Annotated in this window: 10 protein-coding genes; 3 read left to right on the top strand and 7 right to left on the bottom strand. The window is 71.4% G+C overall.

What is annotated here, in order from left to right; translation table 11 throughout:
* Nucleotides 1-84 precede the first annotated feature (84 nt).
* On the top strand, nucleotides 85-2,211 hold the full coding sequence (locus tag ACJX2R_RS09645; protein WP_413099699.1) for a SpoIIE family protein phosphatase: 2,127 nt from the start codon (nucleotides 85-87) through the stop codon (nucleotides 2,209-2,211).
* Nucleotides 2,212-2,224: 13 nt separating this feature from the next.
* Here the strand turns inward: ACJX2R_RS09645 and ACJX2R_RS09650 are convergent, their stop codons facing one another.
* From ACJX2R_RS09650 to ACJX2R_RS09675, 6 genes are all read right to left on the bottom strand, one after another.
* Entirely contained in the window at nucleotides 2,225-3,148 is a 924-nt protein-coding gene (locus ACJX2R_RS09650; RefSeq protein WP_413099700.1) for a LysR family transcriptional regulator, read from the bottom strand.
* Nucleotides 3,149-3,230: 82 nt separating this feature from the next.
* Complete coding sequence (locus ACJX2R_RS09655; RefSeq protein WP_413099701.1) at nucleotides 3,231-4,583, bottom strand: MFS transporter; 1,353 nt, start codon at nucleotides 4,581-4,583, stop codon at nucleotides 3,231-3,233.
* Nucleotides 4,584-4,642: 59 nt separating this feature from the next.
* Nucleotides 4,643-5,794, bottom strand: coding sequence for a M20 family metallopeptidase (locus ACJX2R_RS09660; protein WP_413099702.1), 1,152 nt, complete (start codon nucleotides 5,792-5,794; stop codon nucleotides 4,643-4,645).
* Between the two features lie 8 nt (nucleotides 5,795-5,802).
* Nucleotides 5,803-6,477, bottom strand: coding sequence for a DUF1028 domain-containing protein (locus ACJX2R_RS09665; RefSeq protein ID WP_413099703.1), 675 nt, complete (start codon nucleotides 6,475-6,477; stop codon nucleotides 5,803-5,805).
* Entirely contained in the window at nucleotides 6,474-6,953 is a 480-nt protein-coding gene (locus ACJX2R_RS09670) for a RidA family protein (protein WP_413099704.1), read from the bottom strand. The genes ACJX2R_RS09665 and ACJX2R_RS09670 overlap by 4 nt, the downstream gene beginning before the upstream one ends.
* 11 nt (nucleotides 6,954-6,964) lie before the next feature.
* On the bottom strand, nucleotides 6,965-8,260 hold the full coding sequence (locus ACJX2R_RS09675) for a flavin-containing monooxygenase (protein WP_413099705.1): 1,296 nt from the start codon (nucleotides 8,258-8,260) through the stop codon (nucleotides 6,965-6,967).
* 400 nt (nucleotides 8,261-8,660) lie between these two features.
* Between ACJX2R_RS09675 and ACJX2R_RS09680 the strand changes: the two genes are divergently transcribed.
* Together ACJX2R_RS09680 and ACJX2R_RS09685 are read left to right on the top strand one after the other, a co-directional pair.
* A complete protein-coding gene (locus ACJX2R_RS09680; RefSeq protein WP_413099706.1) occupies nucleotides 8,661-9,830 on the top strand; it encodes a family 2 encapsulin nanocompartment cargo protein terpene cyclase in 1,170 nt (389 codons plus the stop codon).
* Nucleotides 9,831-9,847: 17 nt separating this feature from the next.
* Nucleotides 9,848-10,744: a geranyl diphosphate 2-C-methyltransferase gene (locus ACJX2R_RS09685; RefSeq protein ID WP_413099707.1), complete on the top strand. Its 897-nt coding sequence runs from the start codon at nucleotides 9,848-9,850 to the stop codon at nucleotides 10,742-10,744.
* Between the two features lie 72 nt (nucleotides 10,745-10,816).
* Here the strand turns inward: ACJX2R_RS09685 and ACJX2R_RS09690 are convergent, their stop codons facing one another.
* Entirely contained in the window at nucleotides 10,817-11,788 is a 972-nt protein-coding gene (locus tag ACJX2R_RS09690) for a LacI family DNA-binding transcriptional regulator (protein ID WP_413099708.1), read from the bottom strand.
* Nucleotides 11,789-11,932 lie beyond the last annotated feature (144 nt).

Raw genomic sequence — 11,932 nt, forward strand, 5'->3', positions numbered from 1 at the left:
TCGGCAGAGCCCCGGCCGCTGCCCCGGCGCGTTACCCTTTTTGCAGGACATCCACCGATATCTGTGACTACGGAGGGTATCGGGATGGTGGGAAGAGCCGGGGTCGATTCCGAGGCGAAGCGGATGCCGACCGGCTTCGCGGACGTGCCCGAGGCGCCCGCTCCGGCCCTCGCTCTCCTGGGCTCCGACGGCACCATCCTGGCGTGGGGAGAGGGCTGCCGGCGGCTGCTCGGGCACCGCGCGGAGGACGTCGTGGGGCTGCCGGTGCGGGAGTTGCTGGAGACCCCGGTCGAAGCGGTGCGGTGGTCCTCGGCTCCGGGAGACATGGGCAGGCACGGCGGCCGGCGGGCCGCCAACGCGGTCGTGAGGGTCAGGCACCGGGACGGCGAGCGGTTCCGGCTGACGGTGGAGACCATCGCGCTGACCGGCGGAGACGGTGAGAGCTGCTGGTTCGTCGCCATCACTGGGGCGCCGGACGGAGTGCGGAGCGCCGACGCCGAAGCGGCGCTTCTGGACCGGTCGCCGCTGGCCGTGGCGGTGTGGGACACGCGCACACGGCTGCTGTGGTCGAACCGGGCCTGCCGGGAGATCGTGGGCCGCTCGGAGGTGGACCCGCCCACCCGGTCCACGCGGCGCGCCGTGCGCGGTTTCGACCGGGCCACCATCGAGCCGGTGATACGGCGGGTGCTCACCTCGCGGGAGCCGGTCGGCGACCATGTGCTGCGGTGGGTGTCGCCGGAGCACGGCCGGGAGGTCGTCTTCGCCTCCTCCGTCTTTCCCCTCGCCCCCGAGGGCGGTGGCCCACTGGGCGTGTGCACCGTCTCATTGATCACCAAGAGCGGGGAGCGTGAGCGGCTGGCGCTGCTCGGCAGGGCGGCCAATCGGATCGGCACCACGCTCGATGTGATGACGACCGCGCAGGAACTCGCGGACACGGCCGTCCCCGCCCTCGCCGACTACGTCACGGTGGACCTGGCCGATGCCGTCCCGCTGGGCGGGGAGCCGCTGAAGCGGATGTCCGAGGCCCCCTCCGGCATCCCCGTCTTCCGCCGCGCGGGTCAGTCCTCCATCCACGGCGGTATGCCGGAGGCCGCCTTCCTGGTGGGGGACGTGGTGTACGTACCGCCCGGCTCGCCGTTCCTCACCGCGCTGTACGGGGACCAGCCCTACTTCGAGCCCGCCATGAAGACCGGCCCGGGGACCTGGCTCGACCGTGACCCCCAGCGCAGACGGCTCATCCACGACACCGGTATGCACTCGGTGATGATGATCCCGCTCAGGGCCCGCGGCACCATCCTCGGCATCGCCGTGTTCACGCGGACCGACAACGCCGTGCCCTTCTCCCAGGACGATCTGCTGCTGGCCGAGGAACTCTGCGTCCAGGCGGCGCTGAGCCTGGACAACGCCCGCCGCTACACACGGGAGCGGTCCGCCGCCCTCGCCCTCCAGCGCAGCCTCCTGCCGCAGGAGCTGTCGGGCGGCGCCGCGGTGGACCTGGCAGGCCGCTATCTGCCGTCGGACCGGCACGAGGGGGTGGGCGGGGACTGGATGGACGCCATCGAGCTGCCGGGCAACCGGATCGCCCTGGTCATCGGCGATGTCATCGGCCATGGCATCGACGCGGCCGCCGCCATGGGCAGGATGCGCACCGCGGTCCACACCCTCGCCGCCCTCGACCAGCACCCCGCGGAACTGCTCGACCACCTGGACAAGGTCACCGCCCGGCTCGCCGAGACGGGCACCTGGTCCCCGGAGTACTCGTCGGTCACCGGCGGAACCTGCCTCTACGCCGTCTACGACCCGGCCACCCGCCTCTGCACCCTGGCCCGCGCCGGGCATCCGCCACCGATGCTGGTGGCCCCCGACGGCCACGCCAGGATCGCCGACACACCGGTGGGCCCACCGCTCGGAATCGGCACCGGAGCTTACGAATCCATCGACCTGGAGCTCCCCGGGGGGAGCCTGCTCGCCTTCTTCACCGACGGGCTGGTGGAGACCCGGCACAGCGACATCGACGCCGGTCTCGACCGGCTGCTCGCCGCGCTGCAACGCCCCTCGGCGAGCCTTGAGGAGCTGTGCGCCCGCGTCATCACGAGGATGACCACGGGCGCTCCCCCGGAGGACGACATCGCCCTCCTCATGGCCCGGACACGCGCCGACCGCGGCGGCCGGGCGGCCGCCCACGGGGAGCACCGCGGGCCGTCGGCCTGACGCACACCGTCCGTCACGGGATCGTGGCGGCGGCGACCTCCCGCAGCAGCCCCATCACGGCCTCGGCGCGCGCGGTCTGGGTCATGCCCTTCACCGAGGCGATCTTGACTTCGAGCGGGGGGCTTCCGTCCCGCAGCTCCAGTTCCGCGATCTCGCCGCCGCCGTAGGTCTGGCTGGTCGCCGGCCGCTGGTTCAGCACGGAGTATCCGAGCCCCCGGGCCACCAGGGAACGCACCGTCTCGTAGCTCCGGGTGCGGTAGCGGACATCGGGCGCGGTGCCGGTGGCGGCCACCAGCGAGCGGAAGTAGTCGCGGCTGTGCGGCAGGTCGAGCAGGACGAGGGGTTCCGCGGACAGTTCGGCCAGCTCCACGGTGCCCTGCCCGGCCAGCGGATGATCGGCGGGGACGATGACATAGGCCGGGGCCCGCGCGATCGTCTCGCCGCACAGGTCCGGCTCGGCCGACAGACCCAGGCCGTAGGTGAGGGCGAAGTCGATACGCCCCGCGCCCAGGGCCTGGACGAGCTGATCCGTCTCCGCCTCCACCACGTCGATCTCGATGCCCGGGTAGCGGCCGGTGCATTCGCTGAACAGGGGCGGCAGATAGTACGGGGCCAGCGTCACGAAGCAGCCGACGGCCACCGGTCCGGAGATCGTCTCACCGTCTCCCCGGGCCTCCCGCTCGACCTCACGCGCACGGGCCAGCAGCTCCCGCGCGTGGCTCTGAAGCCGCTCCCCCGCGGGCGTCAGGGTCAGCCCCCGTCCCCTGCGGCGGATGAACAGCTGCACCCGCAGATCGCGCTCCAGGTTGTGGATGGCCGCGGACACGGCGGACTGCGCGATGTGGAGCGCCCCCGACGCCTCCGTCATCGAACCGCGCTCGGCGGCCTCGAGGAAGTAGCGGAGCTGGAGGAGGGTGAAACCCACCGGTGCTGTCATGCGTGACCCTCGCGCCTGGTGATCGGTGTCCGTGCCGGTGCCGACCCTATGCGGCGGCGTCCATGGGCGCTCAAGAGGCGGCCTATGGGTGCTCAGGGGGCGTGTCGGCGACGTCCTCGGGGCGCAGCAGGGCGGATCCGGTGGTCTCCTTCAGGGACAGGGCGGCGATGAGACCGCCGGCGGCGAACACCATCAGGTAGGGGCCGGGCAGCAGGGTGGAGCCGGTCGCGGAGATGAGCACGGTCATCAGATACGGCACCGTGCCGGCGAACAGGGCGGCGGTGAGGTTGTAGGCGATGGACAGGCCGCTCTGACGGGTGCGGGTGGGGAAGATCTCCGCCGACCACACCGCGTAGGTGCCGAGGATCGCGGCGAGGATCACGCCGAGCAGCAGACCGGCGATCCAGGTTCCGGCGAGCCCGGTCCGCATGAGGAGGAACGCGGGGGTGGCGGCGACCAGGAGGGCCGCGGTGGCGCCGACGAAGACCGGTTTGCGTCCCACGCGGTCGGACAGCAGCCCGAACACCGGGACCAGCACCAGCCCCAGCAGCGAGATCACCGTGGACAGCAGGGCGGCGCTGCCGGCCGAGTGCCCCAGGTGGTCGGTCTCGTAGGTGACCAGGTACGTCAGCACCGCGTAGAAGGGCACGTGCATGGCCGCCATCAGGCCCGCCGCCTGGAGCAACTGCCGCTTGTGGTTGCGGAGCAGCTCCCGTACGGGGGTGCGCGGCACGGCGTCGTTGGCCTCGAGCGTCCGGTACTCGGGGGTGTCCTCGATCTTGTTGCGGATGATGAAGCCGATGACGCCGAGCGGTGCGGAGATGAGGAACGGGACGCGCCAGCCCCAGGAGGTCAGCTGGGCCTCGTCGAGCCCGGTCGACAGCAGCAGATAGACGAACGAACCGGCGAGGAACCCCAGCAGGGAGCCGACCTCCAGCCAGCTCACCCCGAATCCGCGACGGCGCCGGGGGGCGCTCTCGGCGAGGAAGCTCGCCGCGCTGCCGAACTCGCCGCCCGCCGCGAATCCCTGGATCAGACGCAGGATCACCAGGAGCACCGGGGCGCCGACCCCGATCGCGGCGTAGCCGGGCAGCAGACCGATGGTCAGGGTCGCGCCGGACATCATGAAGATGACCAGCGACAGTGTGCGCTTGCGGCCGATCCGGTCGCCGAGCGGTCCGAACACCATGGCGCCGATGGGCCGGATGCCGAAGGACACGGCGAACACGCCGAACACGGCCAGCAGTCCGGTGGTGCCGTTCTCGTCCGGGAAGAACACGGTCGCGACCGTACCGGCGAGATAGGCGTAGGCGGCCCAGTCGAACCAGTGCACGAACACGCCGACGGCTCCCGCGGCAACGCTTCTGCGCAGGGCGACGGCGTCGGTGGCCACCTCGACCTCGGTCGTGGTGACGTCGGTGTGAGTGGTGGGCATTGCGCGCCTCCTCGGGGATGGGGTGGAAGAAGACGAAGCTGTGCGGGCGGCCGCCTCGGTCAGCGGCTCGCGTATCGGGCCGGGCTCCGGTCCACACCGGTCCAGGCCAGCGCCGTCGCCCCGTCGAGGAGGGCCCGCTGGGCCGTCCCGCCCACGCAGAACGCGGCGAACTCGTGCTGGTGGTTGGTGGCGGGCAGCGAGCCGATGCCGATGTAGGGGTGGATGGCGGGCACCACCTGCGAGACGTTGCCCATGTCGGTGGAGGCGCGGTTCATCCGGGCGGCCTGCCCTGGCGGCGCGAACTCCCTCCCCAGGGCGAGGGCGTTCGCGCGGTAGTGGCCTAGGGCGGTCTCGTCGTTGCGGAACTCCGCGTACGGCTTGCTCTCCGGCTCGATCTCCAGCTCGCACCCGGTGGCGAGGGCGCCCGCCTCGAAGGCCCGCATGACCCGTGGTTCGAGCCGGGCCAGTTCGGCGAGGGTTTCCGCCCTGACGTACCAGCGGCCGGCGGTTCGCTCCGGGATGGCGTTCGGGGCGTCCCCGGCGTGGGTCACCACACCGTGCACCCGGGCGGAGGACGGCAGTTGCTGGCGGAGCAGCCCGATGGCGACCTGGGCCACGGTGAAGGCGTCGGCCGCGTTGACCCCGGCCTCGGGGTAGGCCGCGGCGTGCGCGGATCTGCCGGTGTACGAGACCTTGGAGTGGCTGACCGCGAACGGACGGGCCTCGGCGACGTCCACCGGCGCCGGATGCGCCATCATCGCCAGGTCCACCCCCGCGAAGGCGCCCCGGTCGAGCATCTCGATCTTGCCGCCGCCGCCCTCCTCCGCCGGGGTGCCGTACACCTCGACGGTGAGGCCCGCGTCGTCGGCGACGGCGGCGAGGCCCAGCGCGGCGCCGACCGAGCTCGCCGCGATGAGATTGTGCCCGCACGCGTGGCCGAGGCCGGGCAGCGCGTCGTACTCGGCGCACAGCGCGATCCGGACCGGCCCGCCGCCGAACCGGGCGTGGAAGGCGGTGTCCAGGCCCAGGTAGGAGGAGGTGACGTCGAATCCGGCACGGTCCAGCAGCTCGGGTACGGCGGCCGCCGCCCGGTGCTCCTCCCAGGCGGTCTCCGGGTCGGCGTGCAGCCGCTCGGACAGCCGGATCAGCTCCTCGGCGTGCCGGTCGACCTCGTGCCGGGCGGCCTCTTTCAGCGGCCCCGTCGTGCCCATGGCCGCCATCACCGATCGCCCGGTACGCCGTAGGAGGGGGCGGAGGCGGGATCGAGTCCACGGCGCACGTAGTCGTCCCGCTGCGGCAGCCAGACGTCGAGGAGTTCGGCGAGCCGGTCGACGGGGTCGTCTGCCCAGTCCACGCGCAGATCGGTCACCCGCCAGTCCACGTCCGCGACGACCGCGAGGCCCGCGGAGTGCACCGGCCCCTCCTCGCCACCGGCCTCGACGGCCGCCTTCAGGGCGGCGACCAGCCGCTCCTCCAGTTCCCCCGGGGCGGCGGAGTACGCGTCGAGGAGGACGTCCGGGATGTGCTCGCCGCACAGCATGTTGCCGGCCGCCACCGCGCCCTCGGCGGTGGCCGAGGCGTATGTGCCCAGGGTGTGCGAGCCGCTGTAGGCGAACCCGGGCCCGGAGCGGCCCACCAACGTCAGCTGACGGTAGGCGATCGACTTCGCGTTGCGCGCCGCGCCGGTGACATCGGCCAGGGCGCGTTCCGCGTCGCCGTGGTCCGCCAGCCCCTCCAGCAGGCTCGTGCCGAGTGTGGGGTCGGTGACGTTCTGCGAAGCCGCCGCGCCGATCCCGGGCCGCAGATGGGCGACCCGGGCGGCGACCGCCGGACTGGACGAGCTGGCCACGATGCCGAACCGCGCGCCGTCGCGGACCACCAGGGAGAACGTCATGCCCGCACCTCCCCGGGGATCACGGCGACGGCGTCGATCTCGCACAGCCACTCCGGACGGGCCAGGGCCGACACCACCAGGCCGGTGGAGATCGGGTGGACGCCCTTGGTCCAGCGGCCCACGGTGCGGTACACCGCCTCGCGGTAGCGCGGGTCGATCAGATAGATGGTCAGCTTGACCAGGTGCTCCATCCGACTGCCCGCCTCTTCGAGCAGCGTCTTGATGTTCGCCATGGCCTGTTCGGCCTGCGCCCCGGCGTCGCCGATGCCCACGGACTCGCTGGTGTCGAGGTTCTGGCCGATCTGGCCCCGGACGTACACGGTGTTACCGGCGACGACGGCCTGACAGAGGTCGTTGTCGAGGTTCTGCTCCGGATAGGTGTCGCGGGTGTTGAACGGGCGGATCCGGGTGTGCCCGCCGGTGACGATCGGTGCCTTGACGGCGTTCGCCCGGCGGCCCTCGTTCGTGGAGGTCATCAATCTGCTCCTCACTTCTTCCAGGCGGTCGGCGTGGCGCCGGGCCGGTCACCGGCGCCGTACGCGAGGTAGCCCCGCTGGGTCGTGATGTGGTCGGCGATGTACCGGGCGTCGTGCCAGACACCCCAGATGAAGCTCGAGCCGCGGCGGGACAGCCAGGGCAGGCCCAGGAAGTAGACGCCGGGCTCGGACGACACCCCGCGCCGCTGGTCCGGCCTGCCGTGCTCGTCGAACGCGTCGACCTCGAGCCAGCCGTAGTCGGTGGCGAAGCCCGTCGCCCAGACGATCGAGGTGACGCCCGCCCCGGCCAGGTCGAGCTCCAGCCGGGGGTCGGCCACGCCCGCCGGGTCCGGCCCGAGGACGTGGGCGGCCGGCTCCTCGGGGAGGTCGAGCCCATTGCGCTCGACGTACTCGTCGGCCGCCCGGAGGAGTTCGAGGTACTTGGCGTCGCCGAGCGCGATGTTCGTGGCGAGATCGGGTGCGAAGCGCAGCACGCCGTCGTCGTAGGACGCGGTCAGGCCGACGAGCTCGATGCCGTCGGCGGCCAGGGCGCGGAAGTCCACGGTGTGGCCGCCGCGGGCGCCGCTGACCGCGATGGTGACGTGTTCGGCCCCCTGCGGAGGCGTCTGCGCGTCCCAGCGCCCGAGCACACCGAGCCACCAGCAGAAGTCACGTCCGCGGTACTCGCGGGCGGGACGGTCGTGCGGACCGACGGAGAGGAGGACCCGGCGACCGGACCGGCGCAGCTCGTCGGCGATCTGCACCCCCGAGGACCCCGCCCCGACCACGAGGACCGCGCCCTCGGGAAGCCGCTCCGGATTGCGGTACGCGCTGGAGTGGATCTGCACCGGAACGGCACCGTCCGGCACGATGGGCGGGATCACGGGCCGCTGGAACGGTCCGGTCGCGGCCACGACGAAGCGCGCGTCGATGGGGCCCTCCGAGGTCTCGACCCGGAAACCGGGCCGACCGGGGGGCTTGCGCACCGAGGCCACCTCGACACCGCACCGGATCGGGGCGCCGATCTTCTCGGCGTACGTGACGAAGTAGTCCGCGATTTGGTCCTTGGAGGCGAAGGCATCGGGGTGGATCCCGGGGTCGACGTCGGAGAACTCCAGCCCCGGGAACCGGTCGTGCCACGCGGGCCCGTTCGCCACCAGGGAATCCCACCGCTCCGACCGCCACCGCTCGGCGATACGGTGCCGCTCCAGGACGATGTGCGGCACACCGCGGGCCCCCAGGTGCTCGCTCATCGCCACACCGGCCTGGCCCGCCCCGACGACGACTACTTCGGTCTCTTCACTCAACGTCCAGCCTCCACTCAGCCGGTGGTCCATCCCGGTGTCGCGTCGACCGGGCCACCGCACGAGGGATCCTTGGACATGGGCGTAGTTCTGTCCAACAGATGTTTCCGTGGAAGGCGATCTGATTTACAGATCCGGATGTACGGATTCAGAGCGCCGCGGCTGAGGACCGGGGCGAGCCCGGCGGTGATCGGAGACCCGGGCGAATCGGAGACCCGGGCAAACATCGCGCGGCTCTAGATCATCTTATCGAGTTAATGTCAATGGCTTCTCAGGGCCAACTGGGTGCGCCAGCCGCTAGTGTTCCCGCGGATCTGGACGGATTCCTGGATATTTGCCCCCTTCCCCTTTCCCGGTGACACGCACGCACACCAGCCACCCAAACCCCACCGAGGAGCCACGCATGCCCGCCCCCGAGCCTTCCCCTCCGCAATCGAGCCTCCTTGCGGCCGCTTCCCGCTCCGGGGCGAACGCCGACGTCGAACGGATCCTGCGCGGCCCCAGCGGCCTCGGCACGGCAGGTCTGCGCCTGGCCCGGCGCGAGGAACCGACGGCGCCGCCGGCGCCACCGACGCCGTCGGCGGTTCCGGCGGAGGGCAATCCGATCCCGGGCCTCTACCACCACCCGGTGCCGGAGCCCGACCCCGTGCGGGTGGAGGAGGTCAGCCGCAGGATCAAGGCCTGGGCGTTGGACGAGGTCGACCTGTACCCCGAGGAGTGGGAGGAGCAGTTCGACGGCTTCTCCGTGGGGCGTTACATGGTCGCCTGCCATCCGGACGCTCCCACCGTCGACCACCTGATGCTCGCCACGCGTCTGATGGTGGCGGAGAACGCGGTGGACGACTGCTACTGCGAGGACCACGGAGGCTCACCCATCGGCCTCGGCGGACGCCTGCTGCTGGCGCACACCGCCCTTGACGCCCTGCACACGACGCGGGAGTACCAGCCGCGGTGGGCGGAGTCGCTCCACTCGGACGCGCCCCGGCGCGCCTACCGGTCCGCCATGGAGTACTTCGTCCAGGCGTCCAGTCCCTCCCAGGCCGACCGGTTCCGGCACGACATGGCCCGTCTGCACATGGGGTACCTCGCGGAGGCCGCCTGGGCGCAGACGGACCATGTCCCCGAGGTGTGGGAGTACCTGGCGATGCGCCAGTTCAACAACTTCCGCCCCTGCCCCACCATCACCGACACCGTCGGCGGCTATGAACTACCGGCCGACCTGCACGCCCAGCCCGCCATGCAGCGGGTCATCGCGCTCGCCGGAAACGCCACCACCATCGTGAACGACCTGTACTCGTACACCAAGGAACTCGCCAGTCCGGGCCGGCATCTGAACCTGCCCGTGGTGATCGCCGAACGCGAGGGCCTCTCCGAGCGCGACGCCTATCTGAAGGCGGTCGAGGTCCACAACGACCTCATGCGCGACTTCGAGGCCGAGGCCGCGGCCGTGGCCGTCGCCTTCCCCGTCCCGGCCGCGCAGCGCTTTCTCCGGGGCGTGGCCGCGTGGGTCGACGGCAACCACTACTGGCACCAGACCAACACCTTCCGCTACAGCCTGCCCGATTTCTGGTAAGAAGAATGGAACCATCTGTGACCAGCACCGACCTCAGCGCCGACGTCGCCACCCCCTCCGGCGCCACCATGTTCATCCCGGCCCCGGCGACCCCCTACCAGGGGGACATCGCCCGCTACTGGGACCGCGAGGCCAGGCCGGTGAACCTGCGTCTCGGCGATGTCGACGGCCTTTACCACCACCACTACGGCATCGGAGACGTCGACCGCGCCGCCCTCGGCGACCCCGACGACAGCACATACGAGAAGAAGTTGATCGCCGAGCTCCACCGCCTGGAGTCGGCACAGGCCGAACTCCTCCTGGACCACCTCGGCCCCATTGGACGTGACGACACGCTCGTTGACGCCGGCTGCGGCCGCGGCGGCTCGATGGTCATGGCCCACCAGCGCTTCGGGTGCCGGGTCGAGGGCGTCACACTCTCGGCCAAGCAGGCCGACTTCGCCAACCAGCGCGCCCGCGAACTCGGCATCGAGGACCATGTCCGCGCCCGCGTCTGCGACATGCTCGGTATGCCCTTCGAGACCGGGCGGGCCGCGGCCTCGTGGAACAACGAGTCGACCATGTACGTGGACCTGGAAGACCTCTTCGCCGAGCACTCCCGCGTCCTCGCGGTCGGCGGGCGCTATGTGACCATCACCGGCTGCTGGAACCCGCGTTACGGCCAGCCCTCGAAGTATGTCTCCCAGATCAACGCGCACTTCGAGTGCAATATCCACTCCCGCCGGGAATACCTGCGCGCCATGGCCGACAACCGCCTCGTACCGCAGGCCGTTGTCGACCTCACTCCCGCGACCCTGCCGTACTGGGAGTTGCGGGCCACGTCCTCACTGGTCACCGGCATTGAGAAGGCGTTCATCAACTCCTACAGGGACGGTTCCTTCCAGTACCTGCTCATCGCCGCCGACCGCGTCTGATCGTCGGCACCCACTCCGCGGGTGGGGGGCATGGGGCCCGGCGGGCGCTCATGCACCCACCCAGGAACGCGGTCAGCCGCTGGAACCGCGGACCACGAGCTCGGGTTTCAGGACGACGTCTTCGCTGCCGCCGTCGAGGAGGGCGAGGGAGGCCTCGACCATGCGCTCGGCGGTCGAGCCCAGGGTGGTGAGCCCCGGTGCGGCGGTGTCGGAGATGTACGTACCGTCGAAGCTCGTGATCGCGTACTCGGCGGGCACCCGCTTACCGGCGTGCTGAAGCGCCGTCAGCAGGCCGAGCGCGACAGTGTCGGCGGTGCAGATGATCGCGTCCGTGTCGCCGGGGTTCGCGAGCAGGAGCTTCGCCGCGTCGGTGCCGCTCGCCACCGTGAAGTTCGGCATTTCCAGAACCCGGTCGTCCGGTCCGGCGAGCGCGCGGAACGCGGCTGTGCGCTCGATGCTCGACGAGGAGTCCTCCTGCGCGTCGACCATCAGGATGCTGCGGCGGCCCCGCGCCCGCAGATGTTCCACGAGCAGGCGGACCCCCGCCGCGTTGTCGAGCCGTACCGAAGGCGCTTCGACGCCTCGGGCGCGGCGGTCGACCTGCACGACGCGGTTGGACCGCGCGAGCTCCGTGATCGCCGCGCCGCTCCGCTCGAACGCCGCGGGCACCACGAGCACCGCGTCCACCAGCACCCGATCCATGGCGCCGAGCTGGCGCCGCTCGGTCTCCGGGCTCTCGCCCGTGTCGATCGTCACCAGCCGCTTGCCCTGAAGGTCCAGACGGCGCGAATACGCCGACACCAGCTCCGCGAAGTAGGCGTTCGCGATCGCCGGAACGACAAGGGCCAAGGAATCCGTCGACTGAATCCGCAGCGCCCGCGCCGCCGCGTTCACCCGGTAGCCGAGTTCGTCGCATGCGGTCCGCACCCGCAGCGCCAGCTCGGGATCGACATTGCGCTGAACGCCGGACAGCACACGGCTCGCCGTCGGCACTGACACCCCCGCGCGCAGCGCCACGTCCTTCAAGCCTATGCGCGCGCCCATCCTGATCTCCCCTGATTTCCGCCCGCCGATGCTATCAGGACGGTCTCGGCGACCCATTGACGCGGCAGGGGCCGGCGTGCTTGGGTTCGGAAATGGTTTTCCTGGCGAGAGTACCCTACGACCGCCGCACCGGCGGTTTAGCGG

Origin of the sequence: Streptomyces sp. Inha503, assembly GCF_047215865.1 — a bacterium.
Taxonomy (GTDB): domain Bacteria; phylum Actinomycetota; class Actinomycetes; order Streptomycetales; family Streptomycetaceae; genus Streptomyces; species Streptomyces lycopersici.